Origin of the sequence: Azonexus sp. R2A61, from assembly GCF_021401135.1 — a bacterium.
Classification (GTDB): Bacteria; Pseudomonadota; Gammaproteobacteria; order Burkholderiales; family Rhodocyclaceae; genus Azonexus.
The window spans coordinates 175,214-195,806 of sequence record NZ_JACBFO010000002.1; the positions used below are offsets into that span (position 1 = coordinate 175,214).

A 20,593-nucleotide genomic window follows, 5' to 3' on the forward strand; every position below is an offset into this window, starting at 1 on the left:
AAGGCAGCGTCGAGGCGGCATTACACGACGATAATCTTACAAACCCCTTACGAAATCACGCTGCGGCGCAGCATTCCGGCGATTCCGGCAGGTGGACCGCAGCATGTTAAACTTCGCCCCCCCACAGCATGCCGCCCCGACATTCATAATGAACAAAGCCGTCAGACATCTCGAAAATTTCATTTTCGCCAGCCGCTGGATCCAGGCCCCGCTGTATATCGGCCTGATCGTCGCCCAGGTGGTGTATTGCTGGCTGTTCATGGTCGAACTGAGCCATCTGGTACATAACGCCTTCGACAGTGCGCACTTCAGCGAGACCGAGGTGATGCTGGTCGTACTCGGCCTGATCGACGTGGTGATGATCGCCAACCTGCTCGTCATGGTGATTGTCGGCGGCTACGAAACCTTTGTCTCGCGCCTCGACCTGGAAGGCCACCCCGACCAGCCGGAATGGCTGTCGCACGTCAATGCCGGCGTGCTGAAGATCAAGCTGTCGACGGCCATCATCGGCATTTCGTCGATTCATCTGCTGAAGAGCTTCATCAATGCCGCCAACCTGACCGAGCACACGCTGATGTGGCAGGTCATCATCCATCTCGTATTCCTGGTTTCCGCGCTGGCCATGGCCCTGGTCGACAAGACCATGACCCAGACGCTCGCCCTGCAACATCAAAAACACCACTAAGAACGGAGTTCTTGCATGACCGCCATCAAACAGGAAGACCTCATCCAGTCCGTCGCCGATGCGTTCCAGTACATCAGCTACTACCACCCGCTCGATTACATCAAGGCCCTCGGTGAGGCCTACGAGCGCGAGGAAGCGCCCGCGGCCAAGGACGCCATCGCCCAGATCCTGACCAACTCGCGCATGGCCGCCGAAGGCCATCGCCCGATCTGCCAGGACACCGGTATCGGCATGGTCTTCATCAAGGTCGGCATGCAGGTCACCTGGCCGGATGCGACGATGAGCATCCAGGAAATGATCAACGAGGGTGTCCGTCGCGCCTACGCCAACCCGGACAACCCGCTGCGCGCTTCCGTGCTGGCCGACCCGGCCGGCGCCCGCAAGAACACCAAGGACAACACCCCGGCCGTGGTGCATTTCGAGATCGTCGAAGGCCATCACGTCGAAGTGATCTGCGCGGCCAAGGGCGGCGGCTCGGAAGCCAAGTCCAAGTTCGCCATGCTCAACCCGTCCGACGACCTGGTCGACTGGGTCCTCAAGAAGATCCCGGAAATGGGCGCCGGCTGGTGTCCGCCCGGCATCATCGGCATCGGCATCGGCGGCACGCCGGAAAAGGCCATGCTGCTGGCCAAGGAATCGATCATGGCGCCGGTGGACATCCATGAACTGAAGGCCAAGGCCGCCTCCGGTGCAACGCTGACCCGCGCCGAGGAACTGCGCCTCGAACTGCACGAGAAGATCAACGCGCTGGGCGTCGGCGCCCAGGGCCTGGGCGGCCTGACCACCGTGCTCGACGTCAAGGTGCTCGACTACCCCTGCCACGCTGCCAACCTGCCGGTTGCCCTGGTCCCGAACTGCGCCGCCACCCGTCACACGCACTTCCATCTGGACGGTTCCGGCCCCGCCAAAATCGAACCGCCGAAGCTGGAAGACTGGCCGGCCGTGACCTGGACGCCGGACGTCAAGTCGGCGACCCGCGTCAATCTCGACACCCTGACCAAGGAAGAAGTCGCCTCCTGGAAGGTCGGCCAGAAGCTGCTGCTCAACGGCAAGATGCTGACCGGCCGCGACGCTGCGCACAAGCGCATCACCGACATGCTGGCCAAGGGCGAAAAGCTGCCGGTCGACTTCACCAACCGCATCATCTACTACGTCGGCCCGGTTGACCCGGTGCGCGACGAAGTCGTCGGCCCGGCCGGCCCGACCACGGCCACGCGCATGGACAAGTTCACGCGCGCCATGCTCGAACAGACCGGCCTGATCTCCATGGTCGGCAAGTCCGAGCGCGGCCCCACGGCCATCGCGGCGATCAAGGACAACCAGTCGGCCTACCTGATGGCCGTCGGCGGGGCCGCCTACCTGGTCGCCAAGGCGATCAAGTCGGCCAAGGTCGTCGGCTTCGCCGACCTCGGCATGGAAGCCATCTACGAGTTCGACGTGCAGGACATGCCGGTGACGGTGGCCGTCGATTCGACCGGCGCCAACGTGCACGAAAGCGGCCCGAAGGAATGGCAGGTCAAGATCGGCAAGATCCCGGTCAAGGCCTGATCCGGCCAACTCAGCCAAAGCCGCCTGCGGGCGGCTTTTTTATTGCCCGGCGTTGCCGCTGTCGATCGATGTTGCAATGCAACAAAAATCGCCGAAAAAAATTGTCACAAATCGTCGCACAAGCGCTAATGGAATTTTTCCCGGGCGACGCCATATTTGCCGGCATGCACTTTTTCCACAGGAGGTCCGCATGCCACTCAATCGCCTGAAACTCACCGTTGCCGCCGTCGCCGTATCGGCGGCGATCGGCGGCGCCTACGCCCTGGGGCAGCAACCGGCCAACGGTCCGAACAATCTGCCGCCCCCCGCCGTCGCCACACCGCTGCTTGCCCCGGCAGCCGTGCCAGCGGGCTACCCGGACATGCGCAGCATCGTCGCCGGCAATGGCCCGGCCGTGGTCAACATCAGCGTCACCGGCAATCGCAAGACGGCGCTCAGCGGCCCGCAGATCGATCCCGACGATCCCTTCTTCCAGTTCTTCCGCCAGTTCCGCGGCATGATTCCGCAACAGGAAACCCCGACGCGCGGTCTCGGTTCCGGCTTCATCGTGTCGCCCGACGGCACCGTCTTGACTAATGCCCACGTCGTCGCCGACGCCGAGGAAGTCATCGTCAAGCTCAACGACAAGCGCGAATACAAGGCAAAGATCGTCGGCCTCGACAAGGCCAGCGACGTCGCCGTGCTGAAGATCGACGGCAAGAATCTGCCGACCGTCCGCATCGGCGACTCGAAGAACGCCCAGGTCGGCGACTGGGTGCTGGCCATCGGCTCGCCCTTCGGTTTCGAATCGAGCGCCAGCGCCGGCATCATCTCGGCCAAGTCGCGCAGCCTGCCGGATGGCAGCTATGTGCCTTTCCTGCAGACCGACGTGGCCGTCAATCCGGGCAATTCGGGCGGACCGCTGTTCAACATGAACGGCGAGGTGATCGGCATCAACTCGCAGATCTATTCGCGCAGCGGCGGCTACCAGGGGCTGTCCTTCGCCATCCCGATCGAGGTCGCGATGAACGTCGAGCGGCAGATCGTCACGCACGGCAAGGTCGAACGCGGCCGGCTCGGCGTCACCATCCAGGAAATCAACCAGGCGCTGGCCGACAGCTTCGGCCTGAGCAAGCCGAGTGGCGCCCTCGTCTCCTCCGTCGAAAAAGGCGGTCCTGCGGCCAGGGCCGGGCTCGAAGCCGGCGACGTGATCCTCGGCATCGACGGCCAGCCGGTACAGGCCGCCGGCGAACTGCCGGCCGTCGTTGCCGGCAAGCGGCCGGGCGAGTCGGTCAGGCTGCAGGTCTGGCGCGGCAAGTCGACGCGCGACATCGACATCAAGGTCGGCGCCTTCGGCGAAGAAAAGCAGGCCGCTGCCGACGACGATGCGACGCCGGCCAAGGGCCGGCTGGGTGTCGCCGTCCGGCCACTGACGCCGGAAGAAAAACGCGCTGCCGAATTGCCCGGCGGGCTGCTCGTCGAGCAGGCCGGCGGACCGGCTGCCCGTGCCGGCATCCAGCGGGGCGACGTGATCCTGTCGGTCAACGGCCAGCCAGTAAGCAGTGTCGAACAACTGCGCGGTCTACTCGACAAATCGGGGAAAAAAGCGGCCATCCTGATCGAACGCGACAACGCCCGCCTCTTCGTTCCGGTCGACCTCGGTTGACGCCGAAAAACGCCCGGCAAAAAGGCCACCCGCGGGTGGCCTTTTCAATTCGGGGAAGCGAAGGCGATCAGTTCAACTTTTCCGGACTACCGCAACACTGCTTGAATTTCTTGCCGCTGCCGCACGGACAGGGATCGTTGCGCCCGGTTTTCGGTTCGTCGTGCTGAACCGTACCGCCGCCGCGCTTGGCGCGCCAGAAGTTGTACAGGGTCTGCACGATCACCGGCAGGTTGTCCTGGATGTCGGCCAGCAGACGGGCCTCTTCGGCCGGCGTAAACCAGCGCTGGCCATTTTTTTCGGCGTCTTCCTTGAGCATGCCGTTGAGGATGAACAGCGGCTCCAGCAACTCGTCCAGATCTTCGGCATGCTTGCCGGCCAGTTCGTACCAGTCGCCGGCAATGCCGGCGCCGAACACATAGGCATCGGCCCACGCGGCGAAATCGTATTCCTCGGAATCTTCCTCGACCGGGTAGAGCAGGGGCGAGATCGTTTCGTTGGCCAGCAGCGCGGCAGCAATGTCGTTATTCAGCCGGATCAACAACTGCACGGTCTCCTCGACCACCACGTCGCCCCCCTTGTCGGCGGCATCGCCGAGGATTTCCGGCAGCCACATCGCCGGTTCCACCGGATCGGGGTGGCTGACCACCGCGCACAGTGCCGCCTGGGCTTCATCGAGACGCATCGCCTCGCCATTGAACACTTCGGCCTCGAGCAATTCTTCCAGCCGGTCGAGATCGGCTTCAGTCAGGGGATTCGGATTCATCGTCGGTTATCCTTGCGAAGCCCTGAATCATACTCCCGAACGCCGGTCCAAGCCGGCATTGCCCGCCACATTTCCCCGGAGGAACGCATGGCCAGAATCGAAAAGACCGACGCCGAATGGCGCGAACAGCTGGACGAACTCCAGTACCAGGTCACCCGCCGCAAGGGCACCGAACGCGCCTTCACCGGCATCTACTGGGACTGCCACGATACCGGCACCTACCGCTGCGTCTGCTGCGACGCGCCGCTCTTCCGCTCCGAAGCCAAGTTCGACTCGGGCTGCGGCTGGCCGAGCTTCCACAGCCCGAACGACGAAAATCTGATCGACGAGCACGTCGACCGCAGCTTCGGCATGCTGCGCACCGAAGTCACCTGCCACCACTGCGGCGCCCACCTCGGCCACGTTTTCGATGACGGCCCGGCCCCGACCGGCCTGCGCTACTGCATCAATTCGGCATCGCTGACCCTGGAACGGGACGACTGAACGTCAGGACGGCAATACCGGGCACCATCGCGGTGCATCCTGGCCTACAATAGCCCCTTCCATTTCACCGCTCCCGCGACTGATGTCCCTGACCGCCCACCGCCATTCCTGTTCCCGCCGCGCATCGTCGCGGAGGGACGACGGTGCGCGCCGACACAGCGAAGCCATGCCGGCCCGCGACCTGCAGACGCAGCTCGCCTTCAAGATCACAGGGTCTCCCGCCGTGCTTTCCCAGGCCGTGCGGGGATACCACCAGGGCTGAAGCCCACTCCCCGCACGGCACATTGCCCGGAAGGCGAATCGCGCTTTCCGTTCAACGTGCAGCCGACGGGAACCCGTTACGACACTTTCTGAAAGACCGCGCTCGCGGTCTGCCCGTTTTATCGGGCTGCCCCGCAACGGGTATTCACCGGAGGCTGCATTCCACATACCGTGCCAGGAGCGCGGTGGGTAATGCACGAAGGTGATGCCAATGATTCTCACAAGAAGTTTCGTCAGGGCGAAGCAGCCCTGTTCCGCAGGATTCCGCTGGTTCGTCCGGCATTTCGGCGAGGCCGGAAACTACCAGGAACTACTGGACAAGCTGGTGGCCGACGGCCGCGTCGGGGACGCCTGCTGGCTGCTCGAACGCTTCGGCCCGACCAGCGAGCGTCGTGTGGTCGACGAAATGGCGGCCGAAGCCATGGTTTTCGCCGGCACGCTCGAGGTTCGCGGCAGCGTGGATATCGACGGGCCGTTGCTGATCGGCGGATCGCTGCGGGCGCAGGGCGGCCTGCGAGTCGGCGGCGAATTGAAGACTGGCGCCGATCTGCGGGTGGACGGCAACATCCGCACCGGCGGAAAACTGACCGTCCTTGGCGATCTGCACGCCGGCTGGGGCATCGCCTGTGCCGACGAACTGCGCTGCGACGGCGATCTGCGTACCGGTTGGGGGCTGCATTGCGGCAAGAGCCTGCGGATTGCCGGCAACGCCAGCATCGGCCACGATCTGGAAGCGGAAAACGACGTTCATTGCGGCAAGGGAATCCACGCCGGCGGCGATATCCGGGTGGCCAACAACCTCCAGGCCGGACAGGGCATCGCCACCGGCGGAAGCATCCACGCCGGCCGGCATCTGATGGCCGGCTGGGGCATCAGGGCCGGCGCCGGAATCGGTGCCGGGGGCAGCATCCGGGTCGGCGAAAGCCTGACGGCTGGCGAGGCGATCCGGGCCGGTGCCGGTTACGGGGTATTCGCCGGTCTCGATGTGCAACAGGAGAACTGGGAGAGTTGCGCCCGGGTGAGCGCGGCGGAGCGCCCGGATTTGCTGTTGAGCGGCTGCTGGGCCGGCCCGGAAGCCGGCCGAGGGTGACGCACGATGAATGCAATCGCCCTGCTGCCGACGGCGGTTACCGCCCTCCCGCCGGATTCGGCCGTGCATCGTTTGCGCATCCCGTTCGCCAGTGCGCGCCAGGCCGCGATCCGCTGGCTACGCACGGAACTGCGTATCGACGTCGACCACACCGACGAGGGTATCGAGCGCGAACTCGATGGCTTGTATGAAAGACGCCAGACGCCCGGCGACCCGATCCACTGCGGCACGCCACTCCCGATACCGGGCCCCGGTCTGCACTTCCGGCATCGCGAGGCGGACGGCGAGCACTTCGTTTACGTCGAAGACGTGGCACGCCGCCGCCTTGCCGGTTATACGGTGTTCAACCGCTTGATCGAAGTCGACCGGCGAACCGATCGCCACGTCCGTTCTCCGCACTCCAAGTATGCAGTCGCCTACCGGGGGCGCGGTATCGCCAGCGCGATCTACGACTGGGCACTCGGCCGCGGCTTCTGCCTGCTCAGCGGCGCGCGGCAGTCGGAGAGCGCGCATGCGCTGTGGCAGTCTCTCGCCCGCCGCCACCGGCTGCGCTGGATCGCCCTGCGCGACAAACGCATGCACGACCTGGGCCCGGATCTCGCCCCGCACCGGGCGGACAGCCTCGACACGCGCATGCTGCTGCTCGGCGCGGGCTGGAGCCTGGCCGAGCTCCGCGACCGCGGGCTGTTGTGCGCGACCGCGGAACGGCACGAAGGAAATTCACCTCGCGGTCTGCCGGTCGATCCGCCTGACTGAGGCCCGCCAGGAGAAACAGCCCCCGGCTCGGCAGAAACGTGGGAATCGACCGGCAGGTATGCCAGTATTACGCCTTTCCCTGAACACCGGCATTCCAGCCAACGGGACGGCGGGCCCAACAGCCCGCCGTCGCAAAGCCGCACCCCGACATGACCACCAATACCCTGCCCCGCCCCGCCGCCGGCGACCTCGAGACGATCGCGCTGATCGGCTTCGTGCACGGCGTTTCGCATTTCTTCCACCTGCTGCTGCCGCCGCTGTTCCCGTGGTTGATGGCCGACTTCGGCCTCAACTTCACCGCCGTCGGCGTGACGATGACGGTCTTCTTCGTGATTTCCGGGATCGGCCAGGCCGCTGCCGGTTTCTTCGTCGACCGCTTCGGCGCCTTCCGCGTGCTGTTTGCCGGCATCTGCTGCTTCGTGCTGGCCGGCATCACGCTGCATTTCGCCAGCGGCCTGGCCTGGCTGATCGCCGCCGCGGCGCTGGCCGGACTGGGCAACAGCGTCTTCCATCCGGCCGATTTCACGGTGCTCAACCGGCGCGTCTCGCAGCCGCGCCTCGGCCATGCCTTCTCGGTGCATGGGCTGTCGGGCAACCTCGGCTGGGCGGCGGCGCCGGTGTTCATGACCGGCATCGCCGCCGTCGCCGGCTGGCGCGAGGCGGCGCTCGGCGCCAGCGTCGTCGCCGTCGTCGCCCTCGGCGTCCTGAGCTGGCGCCGCCAGGCGATCGCCGACCCGCTCGCCGAACATGCCGCCAAGCCCGGCGGCGAGGCCGTGCCGCCACTCGCCTTCCTGCGCGTGCCGGCGGTCTGGCTGTGTTTCCTGTTCTTCTTCCTGATCACTGCCGCCTTCGGCGCCATCCAGAACTTCGCCACGCCGATCCTGCAGGCGCTCTACGCCTTCAGCCTGGCCAGCGCGGCGACGGCGCTGTCCACCTACCTGCTCGGTGGCGCCGCCGGCATCGTCCTCGGCGGTTTTCTGGCGCAGAAGAACGCGCACGACGGGCTGATCGCCGGTGCCCTCGGCGTCGCCGCGCTACTTGCGCTGCTGCTCGCCAGCGGCCTGCCGCCGGCCTGGAGCATCCTGCCGCTGATGGGCGCAATCGGTTTCTGCACCGGCGTCGCCGGCCCCTCGCGCGACCTGCTGGTGCGCCGCGCGGCGACGGCGCGCTTCGGCCAGGCGGCGTTCGGGCGCATCTACGGCTTCGTCTATTCCGGGCTCGACCTCGGCCTGGCGACGGCGCCGCTGATCTTCGGGCGGCTGATGGACGGCGGTAATTTCAGCGGCGTGCTGCTCGGCATCGCGATCTTCCAGGCGCTGGCCATCTTCACCGCGCTGCGCGTCGGCAAGGTCTGAATCTCACGGTCGACGGCAAAAAACGGGCAAAAACCGCGTCGACCGCAACATTACAGGCCGCGTGCCCAGGCCGGGCGCAGCGGCGCCTGGCCGGCGATGGCCTGGCGCACCTGGGCGAGCAGGCGTTCCTTGTCGGCGCCGAGCATGCCCTTGAGGACCAGCCAGTTCGAGGCGTGGTCGGAACGAAAGACGGTGCGCTTGAGTTCGAGGCCGCTCAGGAAGGTCTCCATCTCGGCGAACAACTCCGGCTGGGTCAGCGCTTCCCAGCCGGGAAAGCCGGCGCGCAGCCGCTGTTCGCCCTTGGGAAAGCTGACCACCAGCGTCGCCAGGTATTCCGGCTGGGTGGCGTTGGCCAGGCGCGCCGAGTTTTCCGCATGCTGTCGCGACAGCTCGCGCCCGCCGAGACCGTTGAGGATCATCACCGAACGGCTGATGCCGGCGGCGCCGAGCTTGTTCAGCGCGTCGACGGTGGAGTCGAAGGTCTCGCCCTTGCTGACGGCGGCGAGCACTGCGTCGTCGCCCGATTCGGCGCCGACGTAGACCATCGAAAGGCCGGCAGCGGCGAGTTCGTCGATCTCCGACTGGCTTTTCTTCTTCAGGTTGCGCGGCAGGCAGTAGCTGGAAATCCGCCGCACCGCCGGCAAGTGGCTACGGATCGCCTCGATCACGGTCAACAGCCGCCGCGTCGGCAAAACCAGCGCGTCGCCGTCGGCCAGGAAGACGCGGCGTACCCGCTCGCCATACACCTCGCCGGCCCAGCGCAGGTTGGCCAGCAGCTCGGCCTCGTCGCGGGCGCGGAATTTCTTCTGTGGCGCCGTATACATCTCGCAGAAGGTGCATTGATTCCACGAACAGCCGTCGGTCAGCGGCAGGATCAGCGACTCGGCTTCCGACGGCGGCCGAAACACCGGCTCGACGTAGCGGATCGGCCGGGCACTGTTGCCTTCGGCACAATCCGTATAAAGAGAACAATTCATAAGACTTTGTTTAAGTTCGATTTGATCGAAATTCCGGCATAAATTCCAGGTGGCACACGCCTTGCAAAATGGCTGGCAACCCCCGCCCGCGCGGCGGGGCAAACCACTGGCCCGACCGGGCATGACGAGGTGACAGCATGGGATTCCTGCAAACAGCCAGAGATTACCTGACCGGGAAGCATCGTTGGGGCGTTCATCCCGACGATCACAAACGCCCGGCCTCGGAGGTTCCAAGCCGGATCGTCGCACCGCCCGCCCGGGTCTTCATCCCCCTCTCGCAGCACGTCGGCAGCCCGGCCCAGCCGAGCGTGCTGGTCGGCCAGAAAGTCCAACTCGGCCAGCCGATCGCGGCAGCGCTGGGCAACATCTCGGCGCCGATCCATGCCTCGGTCGGCGGGACCGTGACGGCCATCGGCGAAGTCGCCGCACCGCACGTGTCGGGCCTGCCGGTGCCGGCGATCACCATCGAAACCGGGGACGACCAATCCTGGTTCGCCGGCAACATCCCCGGCGATCCTTACGCGCTGGCTCCCGACGAGATTTCCCGGCGGGTCGCGGCGGCCGGCGTTGTCGGGCTGGGCGGGGCGACCTTTCCGTCGGCAATCAAGCTGAACCTGGGCCGCCGGAGCGCAATCGACACCCTGATCATCAACGGCAGCGAGTGCGAACCCTATCTTTCCTGCGACGACCGCCTGATGCGCGACGAAGCTGCCGCCATCGTTTCCGGTATCCGGCTGATGTTGACCGCAACCGGCGCACCGCAGGCACGGGTCGGCATCGAGGACAACAAGCCCGAGGCGATCGCCGCGATGCGTGACGCCGCCGAAGGCTACGGAGAAATCCGCATCTGTCCGGTACCGGCCCGTTACCCGATGGGCTCGGACCGGCAACTGATCGTCGAACTGACCGGCCGCGAAGTCCCCTCGGACAGCCGGGCGGCCGATGTCGGCGTGCTGGTGCACAACGTTGCCACGGCCCACGCGGTGTATCAGGCGGTCTGCCTAGGCCGGCCGCTGGTCCGGCGTCTGCTGACCCTGAATGGCGGCGCCTGCGTCGCCCCCGGCAATTACCAGGTGCCGGTCGGCATGCTGATCGACGACCTGATCGCGGCCACCGGCGGCATCCGGGAAAACTTCGCCTACGCCGTGATGGGCGGCCCGATGATGGGCATCCGCCTGCCCCACCTGAAGATTCCGGTCATCAAGGGTAGCAGTGGCATCCTGTTGCTCGACCGGACGGAAACCCGCGAATCGGAAACGCAGGCCTGCATCCGCTGTTCGAGCTGCGTCAAGGCCTGTCCGATGGGGCTGCTGCCGATGGAGATGGCGCTCAACATCCGCGCCGAACAGTTCGATCAGGCCGCCGGTCTCGGGCTGAGCGACTGCATCGTCTGCGGTTGCTGCGCTTACGTCTGCCCATCGCGGATTCCGCTGGTGCAGTACTTCCAGCACGCCAAGGGCAGCCTGGCGGCACGCGAACGGGAAAAGCTGCGCAACGCGGCCACCGCCAAGCTGGCCAATGCCCGCCAGGAACGCCAGGCCCGGGAAACCCGGGAAAAGGCGGAAGCCGCCGCCCGCCGCAAGGCGGAACGCGAAGCCGCCGCGCAAAAGGCCGCTGCTGCCACGACGAGCACGAGCGAGGCGGGCTGAGAGCCGCTTTTAACAGCATTTTTATCCATTCGGCGATACGATGCGCAAGCCCTGTCTTCGCCCGATTCCCATCTTGCTGCACCGCCCTTATTTCCTCGCGATCATCGGTAGCGTCGTCGCCACGCTGGTCATGCTGCCGATCCAGGATCCGGCCTTCCTGCCCAGTACCGCACTGCTCTACGTGCTGCTGGTGGTCGGCGTGGCCGGCGCACTCGGCCGCGGACCGGCCATCACCGCGGCGCTGATCTGTTCGCTGCTTTACGCTCACGTCTATGTCCCGCCGCTGTTCTCGCTGAACATCCAGGAAGCCCAGTACCTGCTGGCCGCCGGCATCATGTTCGTCGTCGCGCTGGTGGTTGGCCAGCTCACCGCCAAACTGCAGGACAGCGCACGCCAGATCACGACCCGCGAAGCGCAGGCCAAGGCGCTCTACGAACTGGCCCGGCGGCTGACCGCCACACAGACGCAAAGCGAGGTCAAGCTGGCGGTCGCGCACTTTCTCGAAGACGCCCTGCCCGGTGGCCGGATCCGGCTGATCGATCCCGCCGAAGCCGAGCCGTCGATGCTGCCGCCGCACGGGGAAATCGCCGAGCATCGGGGACAGACCATCGTCAGCGTCGGCCAGGGCCGCGAACAGACCCGCCTGCTCGTACCGTTGGTGGCGTCGACCGGCCTGCACGGCTTGATGATCTGCGACCTCTCGGCGTCGCAGGCCAGCCTGTCGGCCACCCGCGAACTGCTCGAAACGGTTGCTTCGGTCAGCGCAGTGGCGCTGGAACGTACCCATTTCGCCGACGCTGCGCGGGAAAGCGAAGTCCGGCATTCGACGGAAATCCTGCGCAACTCGATCCTGTCCGCGCTGTCGCACGACCTGCGCACGCCGCTGACCCGCCTGATCGGCATGGCCGACACCCTGGCCAGCGGCAAGCTGTCGGACGAGCGTCGCCAGGGCATGCTGGAAAACCTGCGCAGCCAGGCGATGCACATCAATCGCCAGGTGACGAATCTGCTGGACATGGCACGCCTGCGCTCGGGCAGCGTCGAACCGGCGCGCGCCTGGCAGCCGGTCGAGGAAGTCATCGGAACGACGCTGCAGCAGATCAAGGAACAATGGAAAGATCGCGAGATCACGCTCGACATCCAGCCGGCACTGCCGCCGGTGCTGCTCGACGAAGTGCTGATCGAGCGGGTGCTGTGGAACCTGCTGGAAAATGCCATCAAGTATTCGCCGGCCGATACGCCGGTCGAACTGTCGGTCAAGCGCCGCGACCCGTGGCTGGACATCGCGATCTGCGACTGGGGCCCGGGCCTGCCACCGGGCAACAGCGAAGAACTGTTCGGTATGTTCCGGCGCGGCCAGTCGGAGTCGAGCATTCCCGGTGTCGGGCTCGGCCTGGCGATTGCCCGCACCATCGCCGAAGCGCACGGCGGTGAGGTGCTGGCCGAAAACCGCCTGGGCGGCGGCGCTTCGTTCACCCTGCGCTTGCCGCTGAACGCCGCGCAACTGCCGGCAACTCCGCTGGAGGACACCCCATGAGCGTCCCGGACAATATCCTGCTGGTCGAGGACGACTGGCAAATCCGCGAATTCATCTCGATTGCCCTCGAAGGCGAAGGCTATGCCATTCATGAAGCTGCCACGGCCAGCCATGGCGCGGTGCTGGCGGCCAGCATCCGCCCGTGCCTGCTGATCCTCGACCTCGGGCTACCCGATCGCGACGGCCAGGAGTTCATCGCCGATTTCCGCGCCTGGTCGTCGGCGCCGATCCTGGTGCTGTCCGCCCGCAGCAGCGAATACGACAAGGTCAAGGCGCTCGATGCCGGCGCCGATGATTACCTGAGCAAGCCGTTCGGTGTTCCCGAACTGCTGGCCCGGGTCCGCGCCATGCTGCGCCGCCGCCACCAGGAAGTGCTGGAAGTCGATCCGCTGATCACGTTCGGCGATTTCCGCATCGACTGCGTCAAACGCCTGGTCACCTGCGGCAACGAACCGCTGCATCTGACGCAGATCGAATACAAACTGCTGATCTTCCTTGCCGCCAACCCCGGCCGGGTGTTCACGCATCGCCAGCTGCTACGCCAGGTGTGGGGCGGCCATGCGGTCGAAAATCACCAGTACCTGCGCGTCTACGTCGGGCACCTGCGGCAGAAGATCGAAGAGAACCCGGCCCGCCCGCGCCATATCCTGACCGAAAACGGCGTCGGCTACCGCTTTCAGCCTTAGGACGGGCGGCAGCCGAGCGCCGGGTTCGGGACCGCGCTCAAGCCGGGGAAAGACGGGCGATGCGGGCTTCCAGCTGACGCACGTGGCCGCTCTCCTCTTCGGCGAATTCCCGGGCCAGGGCCACGACATTGGGATTGCCACTCGCTGCCGCGACGTCACGATAGAAATCGCAGCTTCGACGCTCGCCGTCGAGCGCCAGTTCCAGCGCCGCGGCGACATCCATGAATCCGTCGACGCCGGCCCAGGCAGCGGCCTCCGGACTGCTGCCATCGGGCCAACGGTATTCCTCGGGCCGCAGGTCGGGCGGATAACGAAAGCCGCCGCGGGCCATCGCCTCGTTCAGGTGCAAGCGGGAGTAATGCGCCATCTGCCGGAAGAAGTCGGCGACTTCGGCACTGCCCAGCGACTGCATCGCCTCGGCCAGTTCTTCGTAGCGTCGGGCGGACTCCCTTTCCAACTGGATGGCGTGGGCAAGAAAGAAATGTACGTCTTCCATGGCCGTCCTCAACCGAACTTGAACAGGATGCCGAACCCGCCGCGCGGCCACTCCCACTCGACGTTCCGGTGCTCATCGCAAATGATCCGGCAGGTGCCGCATTCGAGACAGCCATCGGTGATCAGCACGACCTTGCCGTTGCCTTCTTCGGTGTAGCAACCGGCCGGACAACAGACGGTGCATTGCCGCTCGCTGCAGCGGTGAGTACACAGATCGGCATCGCGGATGCTGATATGCGGGTGACCGGCATCGACCCGATAACGGTCCTGGAACAGTTTCTCTTCGACTTTCAACATGGATCTTCTCCTTACTCGACGGCGCGCCAGAAGCGGAAGGCATCGCCGATCAACCCGAGCCGCGAACGGGCGGCGACGAAACTCTGCTTGATCGATTTTTCCTTGGTTTTCTTGTCGACCCCATCCACCCGGATCAGGGTCTGTGCCGCCTTGGAAAGCAGTTCCGGATAGGTCGTGAAGAATTGCTTGTTCTTGTGGAAGATGTCCGGCATCCGGCGATATTTCTTCAGGTCCTTCATGACGAAGCTGTCGTCGAGCTTGCGCTTGTACTTCGCCAGATTGCCGGCGGTGAAAGGCTTGCCCGCCTGCTTCAGCTCGACCAGCGTCTGCGCCGCCAGCATGCCGGTGGTCATCGCCAGATTGGACCCTTCGCGATGGATGCCGTTGACGAACTGGCCGGCATCGCCGGCGATCAGCCAGCCATCGCCCCAGACCTGCGGAATCGCGTTGTAACCGCCTTCCGGGATCAGGTGGGCGGCGTACTCCTTCATTTCACTGCCGGCGATCAGCGGCGCGATCGACGGATGCGACTTCATCCGGTCGAGCAAGGCGTAAGGCGTCACCTTCTGCTGCTTGAAGTCGGACAACATGCAGCCGACGCCGAGGGTGATCGATTCCTTGTTGGTATAGAGGAAACCGGTGCCCATCATGCCGGCCGAAATCTTGCCGGCCATTTCGATGACCACGCCCTCTTCCTCGCCGATGTTGAAGCGGGCCTCGATGGTTTCCTGCGGCAGGAAGTGGATTTCCTTGACCGCCAGCGCCACGTCCCGGGGCTGGATTTCAGCATGAAAGCCGGCCTTGACGGCCAGTCGAGAATTGACGCCGTCGGCCAGGATCACCGCATCGGCGTATATCTCGCCGCCCTTGCGGTCGGTACGCACGCCGATGACTTTCTTGCCGTCGAGCAGCAACTCGCTGACCGTCGTCTCGCAGATGGTCAGCGCGCCGGCTTCCCGCGCCTTCTTGTTGAACCACTGGTCGAAATGCGCACGGATGATCGTATAGCGGTTGTAGGGCTCCTGGTTGAATGCCTCCGAGCGGTAATGCGTACCGATGTAGGAACTGTCGTCGAGCACCCAGACCCGCTGCTCGATCAGGTGGCGTTCGAGCGGCGCCTCGTCGCGGAAATCGGGGATGATCTTTTCGATCGCATCGGCGTAGAGGATGGCCCCCTGCACGTTTTTCGAGCCCGGCGTTTCGCCCCGCTCGATCTGCAGCACGTTCAGGCCGCCCTTGGCCAGGGTGTAGGCGGCGGCGTTGCCGGCCATGCCGGCGCCGACCACGATCACATCGAATTTTTCAGCCATGTTGTTCTCCTCTCAACCGGCCTTCCTGGCCTGCGCCAGGTGGGCCTTGAAGGCTTCGGTCAGTGCCGGCAGCACGGTCATCGCGTTGCCGACGATCCCGTAATGGGCGAAGTCGAAAATGGGGGCTTTCGGATCGCTGTTGATGGCGACGATGACGTCGGCACCGTCCATGCCGACCCGATGCTGGATGGCACCGGAGATGCCGGCAGCGATGTACAGCTTCGGCCGCACGGTCTTGCCGGACTGTCCGACCTGCCGGTCGAGCTCGATCCAGCCGGCCTGAACCACCGGCCGCGAACCGCCGACCTCGGCGCCGAGTACCCGGGCGAGATCCCAGACCAGCGCGAAATTCTCCGGCTTCTTCAGGCCACGCCCGCCGGCGACGATGATGTCGGCGAATGGCAGATTGGGTTTGTCGCGGCTGTCGTCGGGAATGTATTCGAGCACCTTGGTGATGATCGAGGTTTCCAGCATTGCGAACGGCACCTCGACGATCTCGCCGCGACGCGACGGATCGGCATCCGGCATGGCCATCACGCGCGGGCGCACGGTCGCCATCTGCGGCCGGTGGCGCTGGGTCAGGATGGTACACAACAGCGAGCCGCCGAAGGTCGGCCGGGTTGCCGCCAGGTTGCGGCTCTCGGTATCGATCAGCAGTTCGGTGCAGTCGGCGACCAGACCGGTCTTCAAGGTCGTCGCCACCGAACCGGCCAGATCGCGGCCCAGGGTCGACGCGCCGAGCATCAGGATTTCCGGCTGGTAGGTATTGACCAGATCGGTCAGCGCCTTGGTATAGGGCTCGTTGCGGTAATCGGCAAGCACCGGATCCTGCAGCAGATAGCACTTGTCGGCGCCGTAGCCGAAGGCTTCGGCACAGATGCCCTTGCCGCGTTCGCCGGGTCCGGCGATGACCACGCCGCACAGATCGACGTTCAGCGCGTCAGCCAGCTTGCGGCCTTCGCCGAGCAGTTCCCAGGACACCGGATGCACCTCGCCCCGCTCGCTCTCGATGAAAACCCAGACATGCCGGTAACTGACAAAGCGCGGGTCGAGTTCGACCTTCTTGCGCGCCGGCTTTCTTGCTTGTTCGTTCATGGCATTCTCCTGTCGTTGCGGTCAACGGGCGCGCTTGGCGATTTCCCGTTCGAGCTTGGGGTGCTGGGTGAACATCCGGGCCAGCAGGGTGCTCGCCAGGTTCTTCGGCGAGTCATCCTGGAGGTCGATGATTTCCGCCCGCTGGCTGCGCGGCCGCGGCGCGAAGACCTTGCTGACGACGGTCGGACTGCCCTTGACGCCGACCGTCTCCGGATCCTCGATGCCGATCACCGTACGGTCCCAGACCTTGAGTTCGTAACGGGCGGCGCGGAACAGGTCGTCGAGATCGCCGAAGCGCATCTCGTTGGTGCCCTCGAGCATCGTGATCAGGCAGGGCAGCGTCGTCTTCAGCAACTGGACACCGCCCTCGGCACGCCGTTCGACACGGATTTCCCGATGTTCCAGATCGACATCGACGATCTTCGAGACATAGGTCAGCAACTGATAGTCGAGGCGCTTGGCGATCCCCGGACCGACCTGGGCGGTATCGCCATCGATGGTCTGCTTGCCGGTAAAGATCAGATCGACCGGCATGCTTTCCATGATCTTGCGGAGGGTTGCGGTCAGCGCATACGACGTGACCAGCGTGTCCGAACCGGCAAAGGAACGGTCGGAGACCAGGATCGCATCGTCCGCCCCGTAGGACAGGCACTTGCGCAGCGCCGCCTCGGCCATCGGCGGTCCCATGGTGACGACGGTGACCGTGCCACCGAAACGGTCCTTCAGACGCAGCGCTTCTTCCAGCGCGAACAGGTCGTAAGGATTGATGATCGCCGGGACGCCCTGGCGCATGATGGTGTTGGTGACCGGATGGACGCGGATCTGGGCCGAATCCGGCACCTGCTTGATGCAGACGACGCTGTGCATGGCTGTCTCCCGTCGGGCTTCAGGCAGCGTAACGGGGAACGTTCTTGTCGATCACGATGCAGTCGGCCGGGCAGTCGATGACGCACTGCGCCTCGTCGTGATGGCCGATGCATTCGGTGCATTTCACCGGATCGATGGCATAGACGCCGCTCTTGGGAAAGATGGCGACGTTGGGGCAGACGGACTCGCAGGCCGCGCAGGCCGTGCATTGGGAAGAAACGATCTTGTAAGCCATGGTGGTTCTCCGGATGAATGAATCATGGAAAACCCAGGGCAATCGTCGTACCAGGCGGATTTTATATAAAAACCGCGTAAAAACCACGAATATTCAAGGCATTGGATTTTGTCGTTTTGATGCCAGGATATAAAAATGTCTTTATGAACGTGCGGAATCGCGCAAAACCCGAACGAGCTGTCGGCGCGCGACTCTCCCGGTCTTCAGCCGGCCAGCCGGGCAATGAATTCGGCCGGCACGCGCGCCTTGCTGCGCGTCGCGTAGTCGAAGAAGACGATACCGTGCTTGCCGCGCGCCACCTCGCGGCCGCTCGCCTGGTCGCTGAGCCGCCAGACCAGGTCGCAGCCGTAGTCGGCGAAATCGTCGGCGGCGAATTCGGCGACCAGCGTCTCGCCGTGGAAAGCTTCGGAACGGTACTGGGCGGCAACGTCGGCAACGACGATGCCGGGCCCGCCGACATCGAGCTCGCTCCAGCCGAAATGCTTGAAGAAACGCACCCGCGCCTCGGCGACCAGCATCAGCAGCGCGGCGTTGTCGAGGTGGTGGCCGTAGTTGATGTGCTGGATGTAGATCGGGATTTCGGTGCTGAAGACGAACTTCTCGGGCAAGGCGATCTTGATGCGGGGCATGGCGAACTCCGGAGGATGCAAGCCGCGATTCTAGGCTGCGCCGCCGGTTCGCGCGACCGGCGGCAGCGATTCACTTGCGGAACAGCTTCTGCAGTTCCTTGCCGAGCTTCTCCTCGGCCTTTTCCTTCAGCTTGGTCTTGGCCGCCTCCTCGATCAGCTTGCCCATGTCCAGCGAATAGGCCAGCTTGTTGTACGGGCCACGCAGCCGCAGCGGCACGGTGATCCCCTTCAACTGTTCCAGTTCCTTGCCCTCCTGTCCCTTCGAGGTTTCGACCACGCTGACCATCGCCAGATAGTTCAGGCTGTCCTGGCCGATGTCGATGTCGCCCTCGCCGGCCAGACGCAGGAACGGCGACTTCATCGCCAGATCGTTGTTGTGCGCGATGCCGTCGGCAATGCGGAAACTTGCGGTCAACTCGGAGAAATCGGTTTTTTCCGCGCTGTTGCCGGTACCGCTGACCGTGCTCTGGCCTTTCAGCGCCGCCTTGGCGTCGCGCAGCAGCTTGGCGACGTTGATCCCCTTCACCGCACCGTCGCGCAGGTCGACCGCCGCCTGTCCGGCCAGGCGACGCTTGAGCGCCGGCACCGTATCGCCGCGCGTCGTCACGTCCAGCGTCACGCTGCCGCGACCGTCGAGCACGTCCTTGTCGGCAAAATCCTTGAGCAGCGGTCCGATGGCGACGCCCTGCAGGTTCTGGCGGATGGAAAACTGCTGATTGCCGGCGTCGACCGTAACCCGGCCGTCGAGCGAACCGCCGTACAGCGCGGCGCGCATCGGCGCCAGTTGCAGCCGGCCACCGGCCAGGTCCACGCCGAGCACCAGGCTGCTCAGCTTGAGCCCGCGCCACTGCAAGCGGCCGACCTTGACCGTACCATCGACATCCAGGCCTTTCAGCGGCGACAGATCAATCTTCGCCGCCACCGCCTTGCCCGATTCGGCAGCGCTCTCGGCAGGCTTGCCGCCGGTCGAAGCCGGTGCCGGCGGCAGATAGCGATCGACGTTCAACTGATCGATGTCGAGCGCGAAACGGGCGGCCAGCGGCGCGAAACGGCCGAGCGCCAGCGTCAGGTCGATGCGCGAATCGTCGAGTTTGGTAAGCAGGCTCAGATCGGCCTTCTGGCGCTCCAGGTCGGCCTGGAGCCGGCCGTTCAGCGGCAGTTCAAGACGCTTCATCGGCAAGGCCGGACCGCTCAGTTCGAGGCGGCCAGCCAGCTGGTTCAGCGAAATCGTCCGTTTCGGCAGGTCGACCGCAACCGGCGAGATCAGCGCAGCCTTGGCCTGCGTCTCGCCGAGCGCGGCCTGCAGGTCGAAGGCGAAACGCTCGACGACCGGTTGTTCGAGATCGCCGCCCAGTCCCTGCAACGCGACCCGCGCGTCGATGCGCCGGCCGGCCGCTTCGAGCAATGCGGAAAGGTCCACGGCGGTGGCGGAAAGCTTGTCGCCTTCGACGCTCACGGCCGGTACCGACAGGTTGAGCGTCAGCGTCTGCCCGTCGCTGCGGGCCCGCGTGCTCAGCGCGACCTGCTCGACCGCATAGCGCTGCTCGCCGGGGCGGGCCGAGAGTTTTCCGGTCGACAGGTCGAGATCGGAAATTTCCGTCGTCTTGCCGCTGGCTTCGTCGAGCCAGCGCAAGCGCGCCTGGCGCAGGGCAACGCCGGCGACGTCGATGCGCGACGCCGATTCCTTGCCGGGCTTGTCGCCCTTTTTGCCGGCTTCCTCGTCGTCATCCCCGTCGCGATCCAGCAGATCGTCGATGTTCAGGCTGCCGTCGCGGCGCTTGACCAGATTGATCGACAGGCCGTCGAGCTCGATGCGCCGGGCCTCGACATGGCCGGACAGCAGCGGCAGCACCGCCACGCTGACCCGCGCCGCCTGCAGGCTGGCGAACGCGCTGCGACCGTCGGCCTCCGACAGGCTGACCGCCCCCAGCTGCAGGCCGACGTCCGGCCACAACGACAGGCCCGGCTGGCCGGCAATGGTCAACTGGCGGCCGGTACGACTTTCCACCTGGTCGATCAGTTTTTTCTTGGCCGCCTCGGCGTCGAACAGCAGATAGGCCAGTCCGGCGGCAACGAACAGCAGGCCGAACAGTGCGGCCAGAACGATTCCCAGCTTGCGCAGCAGGCTCATGATCGGTCTCCTTCGGGCGTGAAGACCTCAGCCTAGCAAAGCTGGACGGCATCGATTGTTCTGAAATGTAATCGCCCTACCGCCGGGAATCAGAAACGC

General features: G+C 65.1%; 20 protein-coding genes. 10 read left to right on the forward strand and 10 right to left on the reverse strand.

What is annotated here, in order from left to right; genetic code table 11:
• Nucleotides 1-148 precede the first annotated feature (148 nt).
• The 3 genes from L0962_RS05970 to L0962_RS05980 all read left to right on the forward strand — a co-directional run bounded on the left by L0962_RS05970 (nucleotide 149) and on the right by L0962_RS05980 (nucleotide 3,878).
• Entirely contained in the window at nucleotides 149-685 is a 537-nt protein-coding gene (locus L0962_RS05970; RefSeq protein WP_234085431.1) for a TIGR00645 family protein, read from the forward strand.
• Between the two features lie 15 nt (nucleotides 686-700).
• Nucleotides 701-2,233 carry a fumarate hydratase gene (locus L0962_RS05975; protein WP_234085432.1) on the forward strand — a complete coding sequence of 511 codons (1,533 nt, stop codon included), beginning with the start codon at nucleotides 701-703 and terminating at the stop codon, nucleotides 2,231-2,233.
• Between the two features lie 190 nt (nucleotides 2,234-2,423).
• Nucleotides 2,424-3,878 (forward strand): DegQ family serine endoprotease, encoded by a 1,455-nt coding sequence (locus L0962_RS05980; protein ID WP_234085433.1) that lies wholly within the window; start codon nucleotides 2,424-2,426, stop codon nucleotides 3,876-3,878.
• A 67-nt stretch (nucleotides 3,879-3,945) separates the two neighbouring features.
• Here the strand turns inward: L0962_RS05980 and L0962_RS05985 are convergent, their stop codons facing one another.
• The gene (locus L0962_RS05985; RefSeq protein ID WP_234085434.1) at nucleotides 3,946-4,641 is read right to left on the reverse strand and encodes a YecA family protein; all 696 of its coding nucleotides are present in this window, start codon (nucleotides 4,639-4,641) and stop codon (nucleotides 3,946-3,948) included.
• Nucleotides 4,642-4,728: 87 nt separating this feature from the next.
• Here L0962_RS05985 and msrB point away from each other — a divergent pair, with 87 nt between their 5' ends.
• The 4 genes from msrB to L0962_RS06005 all read left to right on the forward strand — a co-directional run bounded on the left by msrB (nucleotide 4,729) and on the right by L0962_RS06005 (nucleotide 8,586).
• Nucleotides 4,729-5,124 (forward strand): peptide-methionine (R)-S-oxide reductase MsrB, encoded by a 396-nt coding sequence (gene msrB, locus L0962_RS05990; RefSeq protein ID WP_234085435.1) that lies wholly within the window; start codon nucleotides 4,729-4,731, stop codon nucleotides 5,122-5,124.
• 472 nt (nucleotides 5,125-5,596) lie between these two features.
• Nucleotides 5,597-6,475: a FapA family protein gene (locus L0962_RS05995; RefSeq protein ID WP_234085436.1), complete on the forward strand. Its 879-nt coding sequence runs from the start codon at nucleotides 5,597-5,599 to the stop codon at nucleotides 6,473-6,475.
• Nucleotides 6,476-6,481: 6 nt separating this feature from the next.
• Nucleotides 6,482-7,231, forward strand: coding sequence for a hypothetical protein (locus L0962_RS06000; protein ID WP_234085437.1), 750 nt, complete (start codon nucleotides 6,482-6,484; stop codon nucleotides 7,229-7,231).
• Nucleotides 7,232-7,380: 149 nt separating this feature from the next.
• Nucleotides 7,381-8,586, forward strand: coding sequence for an MFS transporter (locus L0962_RS06005; RefSeq protein WP_234085438.1), 1,206 nt, complete (start codon nucleotides 7,381-7,383; stop codon nucleotides 8,584-8,586).
• Nucleotides 8,587-8,636: 50 nt separating this feature from the next.
• On the opposite strand, the gene L0962_RS06010 is transcribed toward L0962_RS06005, so the two are convergent.
• Nucleotides 8,637-9,563 (reverse strand): radical SAM protein, encoded by a 927-nt coding sequence (locus L0962_RS06010; protein WP_234085439.1) that lies wholly within the window; start codon nucleotides 9,561-9,563, stop codon nucleotides 8,637-8,639.
• Nucleotides 9,564-9,700: 137 nt separating this feature from the next.
• Between L0962_RS06010 and rsxC the strand changes: the two genes are divergently transcribed.
• Genes rsxC through L0962_RS06025 form a run of 3 tightly spaced genes read left to right on the forward strand, consistent with a single transcriptional unit; the run spans nucleotide 9,701 to nucleotide 13,435 of the window.
• Complete coding sequence (gene rsxC / locus L0962_RS06015; protein WP_234085440.1) at nucleotides 9,701-11,212, forward strand: electron transport complex subunit RsxC; 1,512 nt, start codon at nucleotides 9,701-9,703, stop codon at nucleotides 11,210-11,212.
• A gap of 40 nt (nucleotides 11,213-11,252) precedes the next feature.
• Nucleotides 11,253-12,749: an ATP-binding protein gene (locus L0962_RS06020; protein WP_234085441.1), complete on the forward strand. Its 1,497-nt coding sequence runs from the start codon at nucleotides 11,253-11,255 to the stop codon at nucleotides 12,747-12,749.
• A complete protein-coding gene (locus L0962_RS06025) occupies nucleotides 12,746-13,435 on the forward strand; it encodes a winged helix-turn-helix domain-containing protein (RefSeq protein ID WP_234085442.1) in 690 nt (229 codons plus the stop codon). The genes L0962_RS06020 and L0962_RS06025 overlap by 4 nt, the downstream gene beginning before the upstream one ends.
• A 37-nt stretch (nucleotides 13,436-13,472) precedes the next feature.
• Here L0962_RS06025 and L0962_RS06030 read toward each other — a convergent pair whose 3' ends face one another.
• From L0962_RS06030 to L0962_RS06065, 8 genes are all read right to left on the reverse strand, one after another.
• Nucleotides 13,473-13,931 (reverse strand): ferritin family protein, encoded by a 459-nt coding sequence (locus tag L0962_RS06030; protein ID WP_234085443.1) that lies wholly within the window; start codon nucleotides 13,929-13,931, stop codon nucleotides 13,473-13,475.
• An 8-nt stretch (nucleotides 13,932-13,939) separates the two neighbouring features.
• Nucleotides 13,940-14,227 carry a ferredoxin family protein gene (locus tag L0962_RS06035; protein ID WP_234085444.1) on the reverse strand — a complete coding sequence of 96 codons (288 nt, stop codon included), beginning with the start codon at nucleotides 14,225-14,227 and terminating at the stop codon, nucleotides 13,940-13,942.
• A gap of 11 nt (nucleotides 14,228-14,238) precedes the next feature.
• On the reverse strand, nucleotides 14,239-15,537 hold the full coding sequence (locus L0962_RS06040) for an FAD-dependent oxidoreductase (protein ID WP_234085445.1): 1,299 nt from the start codon (nucleotides 15,535-15,537) through the stop codon (nucleotides 14,239-14,241).
• A gap of 12 nt (nucleotides 15,538-15,549) precedes the next feature.
• On the reverse strand, nucleotides 15,550-16,632 hold the full coding sequence (locus tag L0962_RS06045) for an electron transfer flavoprotein subunit alpha/FixB family protein (RefSeq protein WP_234085446.1): 1,083 nt from the start codon (nucleotides 16,630-16,632) through the stop codon (nucleotides 15,550-15,552).
• A 21-nt stretch (nucleotides 16,633-16,653) separates the two neighbouring features.
• Nucleotides 16,654-17,499, reverse strand: a complete 846-nt coding sequence (locus tag L0962_RS06050; RefSeq protein ID WP_234085447.1) for an electron transfer flavoprotein subunit beta/FixA family protein — start codon at nucleotides 17,497-17,499, stop codon at nucleotides 16,654-16,656.
• Between the two features lie 19 nt (nucleotides 17,500-17,518).
• Entirely contained in the window at nucleotides 17,519-17,734 is a 216-nt protein-coding gene (locus tag L0962_RS06055; RefSeq protein ID WP_234085448.1) for a 4Fe-4S binding protein, read from the reverse strand.
• A gap of 203 nt (nucleotides 17,735-17,937) precedes the next feature.
• Nucleotides 17,938-18,363, reverse strand: a complete 426-nt coding sequence (locus tag L0962_RS06060) for a thioesterase family protein (protein ID WP_234085449.1) — start codon at nucleotides 18,361-18,363, stop codon at nucleotides 17,938-17,940.
• A gap of 70 nt (nucleotides 18,364-18,433) precedes the next feature.
• On the reverse strand, nucleotides 18,434-20,494 hold the full coding sequence (locus L0962_RS06065; RefSeq protein ID WP_234085450.1) for an AsmA family protein: 2,061 nt from the start codon (nucleotides 20,492-20,494) through the stop codon (nucleotides 18,434-18,436).
• Between the last annotated feature and the right edge of the window lie 99 nt (nucleotides 20,495-20,593).